The 21005-nt window shown below is 42.1% G+C and carries 16 protein-coding genes; 8 read left to right on the plus strand and 8 right to left on the minus strand.

Annotation, left to right across the window (positions count from 1 at the left end):
• Nucleotides 1-248: 248 nt before the first annotated feature.
• The 4 genes from MHI51_RS30055 to MHI51_RS30070 all read left to right on the plus strand — a co-directional run bounded on the left by MHI51_RS30055 (nt 249) and on the right by MHI51_RS30070 (nt 6122).
• Entirely contained in the window at nt 249-1187 is a 939-nt protein-coding gene (locus MHI51_RS30055) for an ABC transporter permease subunit (RefSeq protein ID WP_139331004.1), read from the plus strand.
• Nucleotides 1188-1199: 12 nt separating this feature from the next.
• Nucleotides 1200-2084, plus strand: coding sequence for a carbohydrate ABC transporter permease (locus MHI51_RS30060; RefSeq protein WP_076218853.1), 885 nt, complete (start codon nt 1200-1202; stop codon nt 2082-2084).
• A gap of 72 nt (nt 2085-2156) precedes the next feature.
• The gene (locus MHI51_RS30065; protein WP_076276309.1) at nt 2157-3692 is read left to right on the plus strand and encodes a DUF3502 domain-containing protein; all 1536 of its coding nucleotides are present in this window, start codon (nt 2157-2159) and stop codon (nt 3690-3692) included.
• A gap of 78 nt (nt 3693-3770) precedes the next feature.
• Nucleotides 3771-6122 carry a helix-turn-helix domain-containing protein gene (locus tag MHI51_RS30070; RefSeq protein ID WP_076218851.1) on the plus strand — a complete coding sequence of 784 codons (2352 nt, stop codon included), beginning with the start codon at nt 3771-3773 and terminating at the stop codon, nt 6120-6122.
• Between the two features lie 89 nt (nt 6123-6211).
• Here the strand turns inward: MHI51_RS30070 and MHI51_RS30075 are convergent, their stop codons facing one another.
• The 3 genes from MHI51_RS30075 to MHI51_RS30085 form a co-directional block, all read right to left on the minus strand.
• Complete coding sequence (locus MHI51_RS30075; protein ID WP_405173466.1) at nt 6212-8110, minus strand: AraC family transcriptional regulator; 1899 nt, start codon at nt 8108-8110, stop codon at nt 6212-6214.
• 6 nt (nt 8111-8116) lie between these two features.
• On the minus strand, nt 8117-8824 hold the full coding sequence (locus tag MHI51_RS30080; RefSeq protein ID WP_076220608.1) for a DNA alkylation repair protein: 708 nt from the start codon (nt 8822-8824) through the stop codon (nt 8117-8119).
• 68 nt (nt 8825-8892) lie between these two features.
• Nucleotides 8893-9447, minus strand: coding sequence for a TetR/AcrR family transcriptional regulator (locus MHI51_RS30085; RefSeq protein ID WP_076220609.1), 555 nt, complete (start codon nt 9445-9447; stop codon nt 8893-8895).
• A gap of 166 nt (nt 9448-9613) precedes the next feature.
• On the opposite strand from MHI51_RS30085, the gene MHI51_RS30090 reads away from it, so the two are divergent.
• From MHI51_RS30090 to MHI51_RS30100, 3 genes are all read left to right on the plus strand, one after another.
• Nucleotides 9614-11089 carry a DHA2 family efflux MFS transporter permease subunit gene (locus MHI51_RS30090; protein ID WP_076276312.1) on the plus strand — a complete coding sequence of 492 codons (1476 nt, stop codon included), beginning with the start codon at nt 9614-9616 and terminating at the stop codon, nt 11087-11089.
• Nucleotides 11090-11356: 267 nt separating this feature from the next.
• Nucleotides 11357-11932, plus strand: coding sequence for a C39 family peptidase (locus MHI51_RS30095; RefSeq protein WP_076124249.1), 576 nt, complete (start codon nt 11357-11359; stop codon nt 11930-11932).
• A 135-nt stretch (nt 11933-12067) separates the two neighbouring features.
• Nucleotides 12068-12727 carry a hypothetical protein gene (locus MHI51_RS30100; RefSeq protein WP_076124251.1) on the plus strand — a complete coding sequence of 220 codons (660 nt, stop codon included), beginning with the start codon at nt 12068-12070 and terminating at the stop codon, nt 12725-12727.
• 153 nt (nt 12728-12880) lie between these two features.
• Here MHI51_RS30100 and MHI51_RS30105 read toward each other — a convergent pair whose 3' ends face one another.
• A complete protein-coding gene (locus tag MHI51_RS30105; RefSeq protein ID WP_036682364.1) occupies nt 12881-13429 on the minus strand; it encodes a pyridoxamine 5'-phosphate oxidase family protein in 549 nt (182 codons plus the stop codon).
• A gap of 153 nt (nt 13430-13582) precedes the next feature.
• On the opposite strand from MHI51_RS30105, the gene MHI51_RS30110 reads away from it, so the two are divergent.
• Nucleotides 13583-15013: a PLP-dependent aminotransferase family protein gene (locus MHI51_RS30110; RefSeq protein WP_076276313.1), complete on the plus strand. Its 1431-nt coding sequence runs from the start codon at nt 13583-13585 to the stop codon at nt 15011-15013.
• Nucleotides 15014-15773: 760 nt separating this feature from the next.
• Here MHI51_RS30110 and MHI51_RS30115 read toward each other — a convergent pair.
• From MHI51_RS30115 to MHI51_RS30130, 4 genes are all read right to left on the minus strand, one after another.
• A complete protein-coding gene (locus MHI51_RS30115) occupies nt 15774-17138 on the minus strand; it encodes an MATE family efflux transporter (protein WP_076132870.1) in 1365 nt (454 codons plus the stop codon).
• Nucleotides 17139-17213: 75 nt separating this feature from the next.
• Nucleotides 17214-17873 (minus strand): dihydrofolate reductase family protein, encoded by a 660-nt coding sequence (locus MHI51_RS30120; RefSeq protein ID WP_076220834.1) that lies wholly within the window; start codon nt 17871-17873, stop codon nt 17214-17216.
• 20 nt (nt 17874-17893) lie between these two features.
• Nucleotides 17894-19030, minus strand: a complete 1137-nt coding sequence (locus tag MHI51_RS30125) for an extracellular solute-binding protein (RefSeq protein ID WP_076276314.1) — start codon at nt 19028-19030, stop codon at nt 17894-17896.
• A 15-nt stretch (nt 19031-19045) separates the two neighbouring features.
• Nucleotides 19046-20986, minus strand: a complete 1941-nt coding sequence (locus MHI51_RS30130) for an alpha-amylase (RefSeq protein ID WP_081387429.1) — start codon at nt 20984-20986, stop codon at nt 19046-19048.
• Between the last annotated feature and the right edge of the window lie 19 nt (nt 20987-21005).

Below are 21005 nucleotides of genomic sequence, written 5' to 3' on the forward strand. Positions count from 1 at the left end.
TTGTCAATAACATTAATTACCGCTGGATTTAAACACATAATACGGATTTTTAATAAAAATGCGAGAAATTAATAGCCTAAACGAGGGTAAAATGCTCGTTTTTAAAAGCTTCTCCTCTAATTGCGATTTACTTTAAGACCCAAAAGATTACTATTTGGAGTACGTATTTCATTTAGATTTTGAAAGCGTTTTATTAGAGGAGTACAGGTAGCTTGTTATGCATGGCAACTAAGTGAGGGGGAATTTATTTGAGACAAAAAACAAGCAATAGGTTTATGAGCGCACTCAAAAAAGACGGGCTTCTTTATATGATGGCACTGCCCGGCATATTAGCGCTGTTGGCCTTTTCCTACTTGCCAATGGCAGGGTCGATTTTAGTGTTTAAGGAATATCGCTTTGACGGAGGTATTTTTAACAGCCCATGGGCAGATCCCATCTTTAAAAACTTTCAATTTTTCTTTAACAATTTTGATACTGCAATGCGGGCGACATTTAATACGATAATGTTCAATATTTTATTTTTTGTATTTGGCACCATCTTCGCGGTAGCGATTGCTATTATGCTCAATGAAATTTCTAGTCGCCGATTCGTCAAAGTTAATCAAAGCATTATGTTTTTTCCGTTTTTTATGTCTTGGATGGTTATTGGCTCCATTCTAAATGCAATTTTGAATAATGAAACAGGCTTTCTAAATCAGATTATTAAAAGCATCACCGGTTCAACTTATGATTTTTATGCTACGCCGTGGATTTGGATTCCGATTCTGGTCATTGTGGTGATTTGGCAAAGTACAGGTTATAACTCCATTATTTATTTTGGTGTGTTGACTGGCTTTGATTCCTCCATGTATGAAGCCGCCGAGGTAGATGGCGCCAGTAAACTTCAGCAAATTTTTAAAATTACAATTCCTATGCTTAAACCGACCATCATTATTTTGTTTCTATTATCGGTCGGCAATATGCTGCGCGGTAACCTAAATATGATTATCGGCTTGACGAATATGAACCCGATTTTGTTACCCTTCACGGATCTGATCGATGTATTTGTTTATCGCAGCGGCGTAAGAAATGGTGAGATGGCGTTTGCGTCGGCGATTTCGTTATATCAATCTGTTTTTGGCTTCTTCCTTGTTATTATCGCTAACAAGATTACAAGCTGGTACGACAAAGATTCCACATTATTTTAAGGGGGTGTCTATTTGAAACGATCAAATGCTGATAAGTTAACTAATATAGCCTTTTATGTCTGCTCAGCAATATTTGCACTATTCTGCTTGTTCCCGATTGTTTTAGCGATTTCCGGTTCACTGTCTGATGAAATGGCGATCACTATGCAAGGTTTTTCGATTATTCCACGTCATTTCTCATTGGATACTTACCGTTATGTATTTTCCAATCTTGATTTTATGATCTTAAAAGCCTACAAGATAACATTGTTTACGACAATATTTGGCACACTACTATCGGTGTCGATAACAGCATGCTTTGCCTACGTCATTTCCGTAAAAGATTTTAAGCACCGTAATAAACTGGCGTTCTTCGCTTACTTTACTCTGCTGTTTAACAGCGGTATGTTGCCGTGGTATTTAGTGACCACACAATTTTTCGGCCTGAAGGATTCGTTGGCAGCATTGATTTTGCCTTATTCAATAAATGTATTCAATATGTATCTGCTACGTAATTTCTTCAAGTCCATCCCACAAGAATTGCTGGAAAGTGCACAAATTGACGGCGCTGGTCATGGGCGGATTTTTATGCAAATGATGCTGCCGTTAGCCAAACCGGGGCTTGTTACGATCTCATTATTTTATGCACTGCAATATTGGAATGACTTCTATTTACCATTAATGCTCAATAATAACCCCGAGCTATATACGATGCAATACATCTTGTACAAAATGATGGCCAATATTCAATACCTTGCAGCCAATCCAAGTGGCACCATGGCAGGCCATGTTATTCTGCCCTCGCAAACGATTAAGATGGCAATTACCTGTATTGCGATTGGTCCGATTATCTTGCTGTATCCCTTTGTACAAAAGTACTTTGTTAAGGGCGTTACTGTTGGCGCTGTAAAAGGATAATAAGAAAAAACAATAGTAGTTAGGCCTATTTGAATTTTAGTAGGCTAAATATAAATTTGGGAGAGTGTTCTTATGGGCAAATCGAGAAAAGGGTTCACCTTACTGCTTGCATCTTTACTGCTGGCGGGACTTTTAAGCGGATGCGGCGGCAAGTCGCAAGGGGACGAAGCTGGTAGCAACAATAACAATAATGGCAGTGGCGATCAGCCGACCAAAGCAACGTTAGTGCTTTACGGGGAGCAGTCAAAACGTATGGCTGATTTTGCGAAAAATGAGTTTCATGACAAGGTTCTGCAAGCGATTAACGTCGATGTAAGTATTCAATATTTACCATGGACCGAGTATGCAACTGGTAAAACCGAGCTAATGCTTTCATCCGGCGAAAAATTCGCCACATATACCGATACAGCATTTATGGCAAAATCCGTTGCCAAGGGCTATTACGCTGATTTGACTGAAGCTGCTGAAAAATATGCTGGCGATTTAAAAAAAAATACGGGCGGCGATGAAGCGTTTGACATCTGGAAGGTCAACGGAAAGCAATATGCATTACCTTTCGGCAATAAACCAAATGCTGGAGAAAATTATGTGATTATTGCACGAGAGGATCTGCTGCAAGAAGTCGGTATGACCGATTTGAAAACCGTTGAGGATGTTGAGCAATTTTACAAATTGGCAAAGCAAAAATATCCTGATATGATTGGCTCAGGACGCGGCTGGAGCTTGAATATCTTCAATGGCTCGATTAATTCGAACATTAATATTTATCAGCCGTATAGCTTTATTATGACCGATGGCAACAAGCCGGAAGATCCGACTGTCTACAGCTTTTATGAATCGGATGAATACAAACAAATGGCGGATATCGCCCGCAGATGGAATAAAGAAGGTCTTATCCCAAGCTACGCCTTGTCAAATCCTGCACAAGCAGATTCATCGTTTTTTGCAGGCAAAGCATTATTCGGCATGGGTGCAAGCTATCGCGTATTTGAGTATATGGATGCCATACGCAAAGCTAACCCTAATGCGGTGTTCAAAAACTACTATTTAGGTGATCCTGCGAAAAAACCACTAATGTCACGCGGCACATATTCTACAGCGTTTGCAGTTGGGGCTAATGTAAAGGGTGCTGAACTCGAGGGTTACGTGAAGTTAATTAACTTACTGCAAAGCAGTCAAGAATGGACAGACTTTATTCTGTATGGCGTTGAAGGCAAAGATTATAACCTAACTGCTGATGGACAGATTGAGTTTATTAATCAAGATACATTGTTCGACACTTGGTTGCCTGATAACATTCATTTCACAAGATTTAGAGATTATATTACTGAAGAACAAATCAGTACGTATCAAAATTGGAACGAAGGCTCGATACTACAAAAAGATATTGGCTTCTCCTTCAACATGGAGCCCGTAAAAACGGAATACGCTCAAATGCAAGCCGTAGAACAAGAATATATACAACCCATATCACAAGGTTTTAAAGACTATGACTCCAATATTGACACTGCCTTGAAAAAGCTGCGTGATGCCGGTTTAGAAAAATTTATTGCTGAATATCAAAAACAATTTAGTGAGTTCATTTCCAGCAAAAAAGCAACTAATTAAGCTTATATGACTATCGGAATAGCCTGATTCATCAACTCACAATTAGGCTATTCCTTCATAATTTCATATAAGGAGGGAATGAAGCTATTGAAGCTGTTGAATCCAGGCAAACAATTTGTAAGTAAATATGCCAATAGATGGCGCAAAAGCTTTAAGTTCAAAGTCTATATGAACTTTTTATCCATTTCTATTATTACTGTAATTATTATCAATGTTGCGGCCTTCCAATATTTTAATGTATATATGAAAAATCAAATTAACGACATGTTGCGAAATAAGCTGGAAAATATCAGTACCGTATACAACAGCAAACTAGATCAATACCGTCGCCTGACAGAGCTTATTAATAAAATGCCCAAATCTATTTCTTACATTTATGACTATGAAAACACCAGCGTATTGGACGCGATAGAGATAAGCAATAACTTACACCCGATTTTGAATGCGAACGAATCCGTCAACTCCATTTTCTTTTTTAATCAGGATGACATTATTTATGAACTGGATGACTACTATCTTAATCGAAATGAAAAACAAAATATTTTAAAGCAAGTACTGCAATCTAAGACGGATCGTTATCCTATTCCGATTACATTAGCAGATGGCAGCCAGCGACTCGTATTTTTTCAAACCTCGCGCACAGCCTTATACGGCACTAGTCAAAGTGGTATTATCATAGTCTCCAATACGGAAACATTACGTAAGAGCATTCTTTCCAGCTATGAAGATCAGTCTGACAGTATATTAATCGTAGATAATCAAACAAGCCAAATTATAACTGAACAAAACAATAATTATCCCATAGCACCAACTACACTAAATGAAATAGCGCATGCCACAGATGGCTATAACAGCTATTCATCAAAAAATAAGGGTAAAGATGAAGATATAGTAATTTCGTATGTAAATAATGGGCATGAAGGATACAGTATCGTTTCCGTCATGGACTATCAAAGCAGTATTGAACAATTACTTAAGGCTAGAAATGCGATTATTATCTTCTCCATCTTCATTATTTTCATTGCGCTATTATTAAGTTATGTGTTCACTAATAAAGTTTACAAGCCAGTTAATCATATGCTGCTCAATATTTACACAGCCTTCAGAAACTCGGAGCAGGATGATGAAGAGGAGCAAGAACATGGAAACCATTATGATGAGATACAAACAGCATCACTGACAATCTCGAAAGCGCTTTCTAAAATGAGTGCCTTGGAATCACGGCACAGCAGCAATGAATTTATAGATTTTCTTCAAAAGCGTAACTATAGTCAACAAAATGCAGACCCGCAACTGCCGCGAGAACTGAAAAGCCTGCAAGAAAAGCTAGGAGATCAAGGACATTATCGCGTTATCAGTGTAGAAGTTACTGCACCTTCTGCTCTAGATCTCGATTATAATCTCTTACTTCTTTTGCAAAATGTCGGGCAACAAATATGGAGCCAGGAAATAGATTATAAAGCCTATCCTATAAGCAGCAATCAGTTCATTCTAATTGTCAGCGAAGGGAGGTCGGGTATTTTACTAAACGATCTGCAAGTTGTGGCGCAATACGCTGAACAAATGATTCATAAGCTTGCCGAGAACTATAAAGTTCATATCACTATAGGCATTTCACAAATAGCATATAACTTGCAGCAATTACCGGATTCCTATGAACAAGCCCAACATTTGATAAGAAATAAATTGTTTTGCTACAAGCAGACGTACTTTATCTTTGACACCTTTACACCAAGTAGTCTATCCAAAGGGCAAGCGAATGAGTTGACACAGAAGATTTTGGAGCTAATTAAAAGCAACCAATTGCAAACGATCCCTCTTGAAAATATAGAAGCTTTACTTGAGCTTGTGAAAAATATTGAGTATGAAGCAGGTTTAAGTTATTTAGCCAATTTGCTTGCTGATGCTGCTATGCTAGCGCATAACTCCATAGTAGAAAATAAGGAATACCGTAGCATCTATCTGGATGTCTATGTGAAGCTGCAAAGCTGCAATAATATTGATGAGCTTAGTACCCTGCTAAAAACAATGCTCGACAGTGCTTGTTTAGAGTTAAAAACTTCCCGTTCATTAACGGTGCAAAACAACATTATGAAGGCGATCGAGTATATCCATGAGCATATTAACGATAATACGCTATCCATTGATGCCCTTGCTGAAAAATACAATATGAGCTCATCGTACTTTAGCAAACTGTTCAACAGCTATACGCAGAAGACCTTTCCAGATTATATAAATCAATTAAGACTGCAAAGAGCCGCAGCTCTACTGGTGGAGAAGAAAGATTTCAATATTAACGACATTGCCAGCGAAGTTGGCTTTAATAGTAGTTCTTATTTTGCTGCTGCCTTTAAGAAGAAATATGGGCTGTCACCGTCGCAATACAGGATCAATTATCTTGATGTTACTGCAGAATCAGCTGGAGAATGACACATAGAACACATGGCGGCGAACCATCTCCAAAAAAACCTAAAAAGGCACCCGAAGGGGCGCCTTTTAGGTTTGGAATACACGTTGTATTAGTGGCTTGTCAGCCAAGCCGCCAACTCTTCTGTCTGACTCAGAATAGCTATCGGGTCCCAGTAGCCGGAGCGATCGCTTGTCCAAAGAAATACGTGATCATTTTTGACTGCTGGCAGTGCGCCCCAGATCGGGTCGGCTTTAAGTTCATCCAGCTTTTTCGAGTCGGAGGTAAGAATAATATAGTCACCGGCATACTTTGGTAAGACCTCAGCAGAGAATGAAGCCCAGCCCGGATCGGCCATTTCGGCGGCGATATCCGCAGGAGGCTTAAATCCCAATCCATTATAGATTGGTTGTCCACCTTTGCCGAAGTCTGTTCCGACGGCCATCAAGCTGTTTTCAGACCATTCAATAATGGAAAATGTGCTATCTGCTGGCACAACCTTCAATACGCTCTCCTTGGCATTGGCCATACGGCTGTCATAGTCTGCAAGCCAGGTTTTGGCCTTATCTTCTTCACTAAGCAGCTCACCGAAATAAGCCACTTCCTCATGTACCGTTTTTAAGGAAGCGTATGGAATAACGACCGTAGGTGCGATTTTTGACATCTGCTCATTTAGCTCAGGATAGAAATCATCCATAATAATCAAATCGGGATTAAGCGACAGAATTTTCTCTACATTTCCATTTCCGTCCCCTATATTCTCAACGTCTTTCAAATACTCCTGAAAATATGGATTTTTAATATGATGTTCGGAGGTTCCGATGGGTGTAATGCCCAGCGCAATTAAGCTGCCGAGATATTCACCTGCAACAATTCTTTTGGGATGAAGGGGGATCTCCACCTCACCGTTAACCGTTTTAACGATTTTGGTCTTCGGCTGCTGTGAGGCAGCATTCTCCGTAGCACCGTTTGTACCACATGCGCTCAGTACCAAAATGAAACTTAACAGCAATACCGATGCCAGCGTAGGCCTTGAATGTTTAAACATGAATGAATCTCCCTCTTGATCAAAATGATACTGATAATCGTTATCAATATAATCAGTATAGTCAAATGATTCAAGGGCAACAATGGAGGATTCTATGTTTGTGGCAGGACTATCTTCTAGTTTGTTCTTTCTGGAATGCAATTCTCTATAGCTAATCGGGGAAACACCCTTATACTTTTTGAACAGCCTGCCCAAATAACTAGGATCTTGATAACCGACGCCCACTGCAATTTCTTTCAGCGTAGCATCTGTTTCCAGCAGAAGTGCCACCGCTTTTTCGATGCGCACCTTAATTAAGTAATCAATCGGGCTAAGTCCAGTACGGATTTTGAAGTAGGAAGATAAATGGGGGACGCTATAGTTCAGGCTTTCCGATAATGATTCCAGCGTAATGTTATCCGTATAATGTTCATGGATAATGTCGGCGATCCGGGCGGCCAGATCACGCTTAGTCGTATTAACACCGTGCACCGACATTTGATGGAGTAGCTCATACACAAACTGATGAAGTAAAGTGCGAACATGCAACCGCGCAAGCGGCTGCGGCTTCCCCCACTCCTTAAACATCTCGCTCACTATGCGATACAGCGCTACCGAATTGTCAGGCGTCATGCTGTACGAATGATCAAAGGATTTAGCGCCCTCGTATAGCGTAGCAATCTCTAAGGGTAGTGAGGGATGCATACTCACTTTATAATAAATGCTATAGTAATCCAGCCCCTCGCTGCCTGCGTCAATGTTGAGCACAGTTCCTTTGCCTACATGAAGCACTGTAAAGCGCTGTAAACGGTGAACTTGGCTTCCCAGGTTAACTGTAGCATTACCGTGAATCGACATAAGAAACAACCTTGAGGGGACGTAATAGGAAGGTATAGATTCGCCAGGTCTAAGGGTCATCCGACGAATATCAACTACTTTGCAATTCACGTGATTCCATACAGCAATAAGGTCATTGATGTCCATGATTGACTAACACCTTACATGTTTTCGTTTGAAGCCGAGCTGCGATTTATCAACTGCCTTTTGAATATTAATTGAAGCATTCAAAATCTTGCTTTTTGCACTACCGGTATGGACTTCCACCGGGCCAACGTCCTTTGCAATCTCAACCGCTTTATCATGAAGCGGCAGATAGGATACGCCCACAGTGTAGATGAAATTGTTCATTGCGTATTTCGTTCGCTCAGGAGCATCATGAATCGTATTTTTAGCAAGCTCCAACATAGCGGCCAATTTTTCTGCGGAAAATTCACTGTCCGGGCGATTTCCGAGCAGCCAGCAGTAACAGTTCCAGCCCGCCGACATTTTCAGCTCTATCTCACTTGCAATCCATTTATCAGAAACCTCTTGCGCAATATCCGTCTCCGCCAACGTTACTGCCACCACAAAGTCCGATAGCATATAGAAATAAGCGCCAGCAATCCACCGCTCAAAATCCGACTCTGACATTGCTTTAGGCTCCGCGATCACCCCGGCAAAATACATAGCGTCGTAATTTCCCGTAGCATAAAGCTGCTCGGCCAAGGGTTGATTATGTTTTATTTTTCTGAAGATGGGCTTCATCTGGCCTGTGGCCACACCAAAAAGCGGTTCGTGCGCGCCATTGGATAGATATATTTTCTTGGTGCGTTCCTTGCCGAGAGCTTCAAGCTCTTGCATGACCGTTTCTAAATCCATTGTTCGCACTTCCTTTTTAGATTATTGGCTAGGGACTCAAACTTTACTTGAATATATCATAAAAGCCCTTATAAATACCTTCTTTTATACATCAAGGTAATTTGCCCCGCTATGTATTCAGCGCTATATTGGTTGCCATCCTTAATCCACCACATAATAATCCCCAGTAGTGAGGCTGCAATAATATCAACGGAGACTACCTCCTTAGTAAGGTCAATGTTCCTCGCGTTTCTTCGTTTTTCGACAGTACCTTTTAACAGGTTGGTCAAGTGTTTTTTGAAGCCTTTATGCTCAATCAATACAGCAAAAACTTTCCGGTATTCAAAAAAATAATTTAAAAAGGTGACCAGCTGCTCCTGTTCGTTGTTACTCTTCATTTGTAATAGCGGTTCAACCTTCATGGACAGGTCATCGAAGATTTCATGTACGATCTGGCGCAATAAATCGTTAATATCCTCATAATGCAAATAAAACGTTGCACGATTTAGTTCCGCGCGGTTGGCGATTTTTTGGACGGTCAATTGCGAAATCTCCACATTGTCGGCCAATAATGAAAAAACGGCGTTCTTAAGCATCTTTTTTGAGCGAATAGCTCGTGGGTCAACTCTTTTATGTTCAGTCATTTCATCCCTCTATTATCGTTTAAATGGCATTTCATCAACTAATTTGCCTATTCTGTCGATTAGTCGACATTTTCAATAAAATTGCAAATAGGAATACTATTTAAATCCTGATATGATTTATTTTATTGACACTATGTCGAAAAAGCAATGAAGAGAGGACTGCAACATGCAAGAAGACATTAAGAAAATAAATAAAGGGATCTTACTAACCATCTTAATCTTTGGTTGTTTCTTATCCACACTCAATCAGACGCTTTTAAATGTCGCCTTAAGTAGTCTGATGGATGTATTTGATGTAACGGCAACAACCGTACAATGGATTTCAACAGGATTTATGCTGATCAACGGGATTTTGATTCCGATTACGGCCTATTTAATGAAACGTTTTACAACACGGCAATTATTTATAAGTGCCATGTCATTTTTATTAATCGGTTCTATAATTTGTGCAGCAGCGCCGAGCTTTAGTCTACTCTTAATCGGACGAATGATCCAAGCTGCCGGTGCTGGCATTATAATGCCGCTCATGATGAGTGTTGTGCTGGCGATCTTCCCCGTTGAAAAACGTGGCAGCGCTATGGGACTGCTTGGACTGGCGATGATATTCGCTCCTGCTATTGGGCCAACGCTCGCGGGTTTTGTTGTCGAATACCACTCTTGGCGCTGGTTATTTATCGGGCTTATTCCACTTGTCCTCATTGTTATAGCGTTGGCACTCAAGTATTTAGTGAATGTATCTGAGACGTCTAAGTCGAAGCTTGATGTCATAAGTGTTCTTTTATCAACCGTCGGATTTGGCTTAATTTTATACGGCTTCAGTAGTGCAGGCAGTAAAGGCTGGGATGATGTAATCGTGATCCTGACCTTAGGGATTGGGGTCGTGGTAACAGCCGTATTCTGTCTTCGACAAATCAAATCGGATGATCCGCTGCTAAACCTGTCGGTCTTCAAAAATAAGGTTTTTACGATGACATCTCTTATTAACGTATTAATCACGATGATGATGTACGCAGATATGATCTTATTGCCTATTTATCTGCAGAATGGCCGCGGGTTTACAGCATTTGATGCAGGACTACTATTGTTGCCGGGCGCACTCGTAAATGCGTTCATGTCACCCGTCACCGGTAAATTATACGACCGTTTCGGTGCGAAGCCGCTGTTCATCATTGGTCTATTGTTTATTATTCCATCTATGTGGGCGGTAACAGATTTATCTGAATCAACTACGTATACGTATCTAATGATTCGTACTATTGGCCTGCGAATTGGATTAAGCTTCATTACTATGCCACTCAATACAGCCGGACTAAATGCGTTGCCCAAACAACTTGGCACTCATGGTACAGCTGTGAACAATACCGTTCGCCAAATTGCCGGGGCCATTGGTACTGCTGTCGTAATTACAATTTATACAGTGCAGGCAACAAGTCATGCAACTACAGTGATGCTGAACAATCCCTCCACTACTCCTGAGATTCTTAAATCCCTTACATCAATTCTTGGGGCAAGTGACGCCTACTACTTCATGATGATTTTATCCATTGCCGCATTTGTTATAACCTTATTTATGCCCACGAAAAACAAGCTCATGATTGAAAAGAAAGCAAACCTAGTTAGCAAAGAAGAACCTCAGTTGTAACTAGTAATTGCAGAGTAAATGAAGAAAAGCCATTCCTTAGCGGAGTGGCTTTTGTTATGAATGGCTTGCTTTGGATCATTGGAGCACGTATTCCTACGAGTATCAATATTTTCTTATCCATATCAGTATCCCCCTCTCCATATCAAATGTGTAGACTCTATTATAAAAACGGAAAAATATTTAAACTTTACACATAAGTTAATATATGGTATTTTAATAGTGTTATTAAAAGGAATATTAATCCATAATAAGGAGCTGATTCCATTCATGAAATTATCTTTAAAAAAGAGATTGATGCTTGTTGGAACCTTTGTTTCAGTCTTTCTTTTTTCTTTTGTTTCCCAAGCATATGCGACTAATTTAATTGGCTACCCTACAGCTACACAAGCTAAGAATAATTGGTGCTGGGCTGCGACTAGCGTTACCATACTTCAATATTACGGAATCTCTGTAAGCCAATGTTCTTTTTATGATCATGTGAAGGGAACCTCCGGCTGTACAACAGACGAGAGTGAATCTTATGGAACTGTTCAAGAAGGCATTCATGATTATGGTGTCTCCAGTTGGAATCATACAGGAGCACTATCTTACAGCGATGTAAAAAACCAGATTGATAATGTTGGCAGTCCTATATATGTAAGCTGGAAATGGAATAGTGCTACCGGTGGCGGGCACGCAGTAGTTATCTATGGGTACGACACATATAGTGGAAATGATTGGATTCAACACATGAACCCGAGTGGGGGCACAAAAACCTCCATGTTATACACCAACGTTAAAGGTGGCTCCAGCTACGATAGAACCTGGAGATGGGGACTTCATGGCTTCAACAAATATATTTAAGGAGGGCTTCCCATTAAGAAAACGCTGCTGTTAACTGTAACTTCATTCGTTTTATTTCTGACTTTTTTCTCACCTGTATGGGCTCAGACCGTAACTGAAGATGTTGTTTCTTTTGCAAATACAGAAGGATTAACATTGATTAAAGAAGGACTATCTAAAGATCCTGAAGGGTATGGTTACAACAATGAAGCAGAGATTAGTGAAATTACCGTAGGTCAAGGAATGCAGATTCATTTTATTGATGGCGCTAAGCTTAGGGCGGCTTCCGATAGTCTGATTGAAACGGTCACACCCCAAGACAACTGGGAGTTTCTTATTTTATCGGGCGGAATACCCAAATCTAAAATGATCATTCAAAAGGATTCAAACGGGTCCTATCAAGTTACTGAGTTTGGAGGAAATCCTAATACTTTGGCCTATGCTATTCATTCACTAGAAGCTGAGGGTGAAGTGAGTGAGCCTACACTTATCCGTGAGCGGGACGAATATATAGCTGCCTTCAAGAAAGACAATCAGGAACTAATCATCGCCCCACAACAAGCCTCATCAGCAGAAACAAAAGGACTAAGCAATATTTCGGAGCCTCAAGCACCCGGGCATTTAATTGATGTGTTACAAACGATGCAGAACGATTCTTCCGATGACGAGCAGGATGGGTCGGGAACCATTGCTTCCGCATATTATGCGGACGATAATAATCATCTGACAAGGTCTATCACCATTAGCGCCATTATTGCTCTAGTAGCGGTATTTGTGTTCTGGGCCTATCTCAGAAGACGTAAACAACCTAAATAAATGTAAAAATAAGTAGGCCGCCCTCCTTCATTGGATTGCGGCCTACTTTGATAGATAGTACCTCTAAAAAGCCTCCCTCTCCCCATATGATTAGGACATAAAGGCTGCCAAAGACCTCGTTAGCATAACACCATTTGTAATGGTATCTTGCGGCTAAACATCTCGTCCAGTACCCATGCCCCTTTTATACATTTTTTCTGCTTCAATAGGACTTTCTTTTGCCGTGATATGATACGGAATTACCCGATAAACTTGAACCGGACCGCCAAATACAGCCGATCTATACTTTTCCACATGCTGCTTGGACAAGGGTCGATTATAATAACCCGGTACGTATTTATTGATCAATTCCTGAAGTACATGTGTGGCTTCATCCAAATCTGAAATCGGTTCTGCTTGTCCAAAAATCATTACGCTCATATAAGCTGTATCCGTTTTGGCTGGTACCGGATCTGTAATAGTTCCGTATTCCTCACATACCGTAAAACATACCTCCGGATTATCACGCATGACCTGATTACGTCTTCCATCTCCAGCCCCATGAATATACAGTTTCCCTTCAGTCCATACATAATTAAGTGGCACAACATAAGGGAGGTTCCCATCAACCAACCCCAGATAACCTAATCTCGTTTGGTGAAGGAACCTTTCAATCTTCTCTTGATCTAGGCATTCCCTGGTCTTGTAACGAACCGAATTCATATCGAATCTCTCCTTTTATTTAAATTGCGGATACCAGCGTTGTTACGGTAGTATATCAATGAATGGATTGCATTAAAATATCCATAATTCGCTGTTTAGAGCAATCCATAATCAGCTTTTTATGATTGGAGTTTCTATTTGGAGGTATGTACGATGATGAAAGTAATTCGTAATGATAAGCGACCGATCTGGCAGCAATTGCTTGATCAAGCGATCCATAATATTACTAGCGGAGTCTGGGCACCAGGAGAACTACTGATTCCTACCCGCGAACTTGCGCACATCGTAGGTGTCTCCCGCTCAACTATACAGATCGTCTATGAGGAATTGTTAAGTCGGGGTTATACAGTTACCTCCCGCCGGGGAGGGACGCGAGTTAGTACATGGAAGCAAGTCGCTATATCAACGAAGGAAATAGAAACAGAGGGCCCCACACCTCCTTCACTCTCCTTGCTAGACTCAGCTGTTGATCAATTACATGACTGGTTCAGAGGTAAAGAACCGCTAGAAGTGGATATTGATTTCAGTCCCCATGAACCCTATTTGGATGAACAATTTCAAAAAAACTGGCGGCAATCGCTGCTCCAGGCATCCTCTGAAATGGATTTATCAAGCTGGGCTTACGGTAACTGCTACGGGTACACACCATTACGTGAGCAAATACAGCGTTATTTATCACTTGAACGGGGCATACATGTCCAAACCAATCAGATTCTGTTGACCTCAGGAGCTCAGCATAGTATTGACTTAATCGCACAGTCACTTTTAGCTGATGGGGACACTGTCTCAGTAGAAGATCCAGGTTTCCCAGCTGCTTGGATGGCAATGAAATACCGCCGTATGAATGTGGTACCCGTTCCTGTTGATGAGTATGGTCTAGTGGTTGGGCATATTCACCCGCAATCCAAACTGGTCTTTGCCACCCCTTCCCACCAGTGCGCAGTAGGGGTCGTTATGTCGGAGCCCCGCCGGCAACAATTGCTGCATAAGGCCGTTCAAGAACGATTTTGGATCATTGAAGACGATTATGATAGTGAATTTCGATATCGCGGCGAGCCGCTGCCAACGCTGTTTAGTCAGGCATCTAATAATACTTTGTATCTCATGAGTTTCTCTAAAATGATTGCACCAGGCATTCGTATTTCGGCTATTGTTGGATCAGTCGAGGCAATTGCTCAACTAGCGAAGGTGCAGGAGCTGACTTACCGTCATCTTCCGATTATGGATCAGCTAACACTAACCCACTTCATTAAAAATGGTCATTTTATGCGCCATATGCGAAGAGTCAGAAACGTATACCGGCGAAGACACGAGGTCATGGCAAAAGCTATTATGGCTAGCGGTTTAGGGGAGCGCTTCACGCTCAGTGGAGTAGAAACTGGATTACATATGTTATTAGAAGCTGAGGAAACATTCGACGAAGAAGCTGTGACAAAGTTAGCCCTACAACATGGAATACGTGTGTACCCTCTTGGACCCTATTGTTTGGATAGCAAAAGAAAAGGATGGGTATTAGGGTTTGCAAAAGTAGATGAGGCAGCAATTGAGCAGGGCATTTATCGTCTTGCGGAGCTGATCCTATAAAATCATCTCCGCAGCACTCACAAAATTTGTTGAACAGTCCATAGACTATTTTAGATTTATGAAACCATTGCTTCCGCGTATTATCCGGACGATAATAATCACCTAACAAGGTCTATTACCATTAGCGCCATTATTGCTCTAGCAGCGGTATTTGTGATCTGGGCCTATCTCAGAAGACGTAAGCAACCTAAGTAAATGTAAAAAGAAATAGTCGCTCTTTTCATGAAGTGCGGCCTATTTTTCTCTCATCTACGGCTCCCGAGAAATATTCAAACACTGCACTCTAATACTATTAAAAACTTACCAAGAAACTACTAAAAGGCATGTTGATTACTACTTCCGGAGACTATTTTTTATATGAAGGAATCAATCCTGGATTGGCTCAAACAGACAATGTAGTATTTGAAATCCCAGAAGATATGACTGGCTTTCTTTTGAATGTCCAAACTGGGTTCTGGGGAACCGAACAAGGACAGATTGAATTGAAATAATACTATATGGATCGTAAACCACCAATGTAAGTTGGTGGTTTTTTGTTACTTTTTCGACGTAAAAATTCTACTTTATGATCAAAATAACCGTCAACGAAGTAACTGGTGCTTTAAAACGTAGTGGTTAAGATACTTGGCAGTTAACAACTGAATATTTAAAAATCAATGCAAAAGGCACTACCTTGAGGCAGTACCTTTTGCATTGTTAAGTGAAGAGATCTCCAATTTAGGGGGGTTAATACTCCACACCGATTCAATCAGGTCGTATGTTACATAGCTTTTTCAGCCAGATCACTAACTAAATTTCTCATCCACTTACGGGAGTAAATCCGGGCGTAGCCGAAACCAAAGCGGACAACCTCCTCCAGCGAGATGACGAGATACACAAGGTAGACTGGTTGCTTCCAAATGTATGACAGCAACAGCCCGGATGGGACACCTATCAGCCACGTTGCGGTAGACTCCATGCCGAATACGAACTTGCTGTCTCCTCCGCTGTTTAGAATACCGCCGGCTATAATCATATTGGATACTTTGACCCAAAGAAATCCAGCAAACACGATAACGATATACATGCTCATTTGCTTAGCATCCTCGGAGATATTGAACGCAGAGACATACAGCTTCGAGCCTGCCGCAATGATAACCCCGACAATCAGAGAGATAATGATGCCTAGGCGAATGAACCTTTTCGCATGATCGAGTGCGATATCAGATTCATTCGCACCCAAACGGTTGCCAACCATTACCCCTGCTGCACTAGCCAGACCCGATAATAAACCGATGCAAAGACCCTGAAGTGGGAAGGTAATGGTCATTGCAGTCATTTCCATCGTCCCCATACGGCTATAAATGACCGCATATGCCGTTTCACCCAATACCCAAATCAATTCAGTCAGTAGCAGCGGATAGGTCGTTCCAAAAAACTTGCGAATGAGCGGTTTAGGAACGATGAATAAGTTCTTTAACCCGACAGCTCCCGGTAAACGATACCGGTACACGGCACCAATGATCAACAAGCATTCGAAGACCCTAGAGATAAGAGTAGCAATGGCAGCGCCCTTCAGACCAAGCGCAGGAGCACCGAAATGACCGTAAATAAGTACGTAATTCAGTATAATATTCAAGCCAACTGCAATTAGACTTACATACATCGGCCATTTGGCATGGCCAGTACTGCGTAAAATCGCGGAATACATCATCGTGAGCATGACAGGTACAAAACCGATCGACATTATCTGGAGAAAAATATAACCCTCATCTATTACATTCACGTCTGTAGTGAACAGGCTCAGAAAGAGCGGCGAATCGATGAAGACAGCCGCAGAGAACAGGAATGAGAACGCAAAGCCGGTGATCAGTCCGAGACCCAGTACTTGAGAGACGCTTTTGGAATCTTTATTTCCCCAAAACTGGGCTGCATATATGGATACACCCGTCGATAAACCGGCCAAGACAACCGCGATGATCCCGTATATTTTGGTCGACATCCCCACCGAGGCAATTGCCACATCTCCCAGCTGCCCAACCATCAATTGATCCGTCAAATTAAGCAACGCCATCAGCAAGCTTTGAAGCGTAACGGGCACAGCGATTTTATACACACTTTTGTAGAAATCTTCTTTCTCTGACATGTATCGTTCACAACCCCCATATTCTCGATTTTTCCAGAACTCATTGTCATTCGCAGTCTATGACTTAGTGTGAGGCTAGATCACCTTTTTGTAGCGCATGAGCGTGTAGTTATCTTTTGGTTGAATTTCTACAACCTTGAACTTTTTCGCAAAGCTCAATTGCTGATACCCGTCTCCATCCACTAAAGTAATGTTTGTGGAGCCGCCTATGATGATTGGAAGCTGCATTAGAATAATCTCATCGACGATATCCTGATTGAAAATATGCCAGTTTAAGAATCCGCCGCCTTCGACCAGCAGACTGGTAATCCCATAGTTCTCCTCCAACTGACGTTCAAGCTCCACAAAATCTACTTTATCCTCGCCGCAGATAAGGCACTCCTTTCCTCTTTGCCGGATCTGTTTGATTTTTTCTTCATCCCGTCCTTTCTCGGTCGTGACAATAATCGTCTTCCCTTGGTCCGAGAGTACATTGCAATCTAGCGGAATATCCAAGGTAGTTGTCGGAATGATACGAATTGGATTTTTATTTTCCTCATACCGATTAGTAAGGAAAGGATTGTCCGTCAAAATTGTATTTTTGCCGACCATAATTCCCTGCACCTTCCCCCGGAATAGATGAATAAATTCCATATCCTCACTGGAAAACAAAGAAAAAAGCTCTTTACTCGAATTACCAGCGCCCATAGTAAGCTTTCCATCAATAGAAATTTGGCTGAATATCGTTGTTTTCATTTGGCTCTCCCCATCTCTAATTAGCTTTTAAATGCGCCCCAAGAGGCTTGAATAGTCTGTTCTATTTTGTTCAATGCTTGTTCAGGATTGCTCAAGGGCAGCTCGATAAGACCCGCATTTAACGCCTCCCATACATGGATCATGAAGGGATAAGTCGGCATCGGCCGTGAATGATCTAGAAGCGATAAAATCATCTTTTTGTTAGGCGCAGCAGAGGCAGCTAGACGGTTCAGCACCTCTTCCTGAGCCGGAATCCGCTGTACACCCAGCGTCCACATCGATTGGCATTCGTCACTCAGCATAAAGCGCGTGAATGATAAAATATCTTCCCTCTCCTCGGACGTTAATGAATGATTAGGGTAGATCAGGCCGATAGAAGAAGACATGGATAACGATTGCCGCCCTTCGATGCTCGGAAGCTGGCAAACCGCAAGCCTATTGTTCATATGCTTATCTAGATGGTTATAAATCCACTCGCCACAAATAATGGCGCCGATCTTACCGTCAATGAACTGCTCAAGCAGTCCTGTGGAGCCGTCGAGACTAACGAGCACGCCTTGATCCATCTTGTCGCTAATAAACTGAAGCGCCTGCTTCATTTCAGAGGTGACGATATTCGGCTTTCCATTCTGTACAGGCCAGCCGCCGAAAGCTGTAAGGAACGGAATAAACCAATAGCCTTGCTGTAAGTCTGCTCCAATCGGTACGATACCTTGGGCGGATAACCTTTCTGCTGCCTCTTCGAACACGTCCCATGTCGTCGGCGCACTAGGGTAAATCGACGGGTTGTAATACACAACCAGATGATTGCCCCGCAATACCGGGATACCATACTGAACACCATTCATTTGCATCGTTGAAAGAGCACCCTCAGTCAGCGTATCGTCAAATAGCCCGCCCGGCACTTCGGAGTAAAGACCGTTCTCAACATAGGAGGACATGTCGGCAGGAACCATCGCCAGATGTGGACCTTGCTGGGTGTCCTTAATTTGGTTCAGGCGCGCAGTCAGCTCCTTAATATTCATGACTTGTGGCGTAATTTGTACCCCAAAGCGCTCAGTATACAGCTTACAAATTCCCTCCAGCACCTCAATCGAGGTATCTCCCGGACCATCAAACTCATGCCATACCACGACTTCCTTATTGTTCTTTTCCATTGCAGCCTCTCTCCCTTACCTAAATTGTCTATCATTGTTTACGAGCACTAAAGCCTGATTAGGCGCAAGCAGCAAGCAATCGAACGCCTGACCTACGCTGCTACCCGTTAAGGAACTATCCAGTGTTACCGTCATTGGGCATCGGCCAGGTACGGCAACCTTCAAATCAACTTGGCAGAAAGCAGCAGCACTCAAGTTAAAGCAGCACAGCAGCGTTTCATCTCCTTGCATATACCCATACAGAACAATACCTTCCGGGGATTGAGCCACGAAAAAGTTTTCCGGCTTCACTAGGTGGCGCCAATCTTTCTTGAGTTCACTTAGCTCTGCCAACAGCGGCAGCATCGGTGTAGGATTGGTCCAATTAATTTGCATAACGTTAAAAAAAGCTCGGGAAATCTCCTCTCCGTTCGTGTTATCTCCAAGACCACAGTTGAGCGGCTGCTCCTCATTCATTTCATACCCCGTCGTCACGTATGGAATTGCGTTCGGAAGAAATTGATTAAATACCGCGATCATCCGAGCAACCTCTACACCGCCACGGCTGGTGATCCGAGGAGTATCTGCTGTTTCTGCACAGGCAAACACATGTATATTCAACTCAGGCAGCTCTTCTAAGAATGAAACGAGATTCTCTTTAGTAATTTGTGTCATGACGTTCCACCCACTGCCAAGCATAATGTTATAGCCGGTGTTTGCCGCCTTCTTGTGGTTGCGATTGAACAAATCTTCGCTGATTAAGATCGCATTTGGATTCATCTCTTTAATCGTGTCAAAAATACGAGTCAACAACGGAATAGGAAGCACGTGTCCGATGTCGATGCGGAAGCCGTCAATCCCATATTTTTCGAGATTAACCCGTACTGCCTCCTCCAGAACATCCCACAGCTCCAGATTCGGCTGCTCTCCCGGGTAGTCATTACATTTAATCGTATCAAAAAGGACATATGGCGCCTGATCCGGACTTATAAGATGTCTCACTTGCGGAGAGAAATCCTTGTAGAGGCGTAAGAACGTAATGTCTGTCCAAATCGGCTGCACATCATTTATCCAATCCGAATGCGCTGGAGCAGTCGTTATCCCCATCTCTTGCTCCACCAAAGTTAATAGCTCATCTCCAGTTTTAGCAGCTTTCTCCTTTAAGTGCTGCCAAAGAATTGGATGGAGTTCATTGGGCGGTGGCGTGAACTTCCGCAGAAATACTGCTGTCTCCTGGCTGCGGTAGACCGTCTCCAATTTGTCCGGCGTACACTCCTCAAAAAATCCAAGCTGGGGAATCGCGGGCGGCGCAAAGCCTTCTAATTCGTCCATTTTGATCCAATACACCCATTCAGGATGCTCGGTAATGAACACACTGTTTTTCGCCGTCACACGGGGAATGAAATCAACAACAGTCTTAATATCAAGTAAATGACAAGCCTCTACCAAAGCGCTGAGCTCATCGTGGATCGTAAACTCCTCCATATCATCCAATAGGCTATCGTGCAGGTTCTCGTCCAAATGGAATAACGATTGCACTGCGTAAGGGGACCCAATATCCCCCTTCAGATTCAACTTGCTGTACTGGTTAACTGGAAGCATGTACAGAATATTGATGCCCATTTTCTTTAGCAGAGGCAGAAGAATAAAGAATCTTAAAAAAGTACCTGATTCAATTTTTCCGTCATGGTTGTAATCCCAAGCCGTAGAATAGCGAATAAGCGAAGAATAGATCGCGCTATCGTCCAGATTTATGCGTTCCTTAAGCAGATATCTCCACGAAAGCCTGTCCACATAATTCAAATGATCAGTCAAAAAATCATACGGGTGTACACAAATTTCACCCTCTTTTTCTAAGAGAACACGTTCATATTGGCACTCATTCCACACTGCGGGTATCCAAATTGGCTCTACCTCTTTGGCCTTTTGTGTAGACAAGTAATCTTGAATTAATCTGAATTTGCTATCATTGCTCATCAACAGTGCCACCTCTCAT

This window comes from Paenibacillus sp. FSL H8-0260 (assembly GCF_045040625.1).
GTDB classification, from domain to species: Bacteria; Bacillota; Bacilli; order Paenibacillales; family Paenibacillaceae; genus Paenibacillus_AQ; species Paenibacillus_AQ odorifer.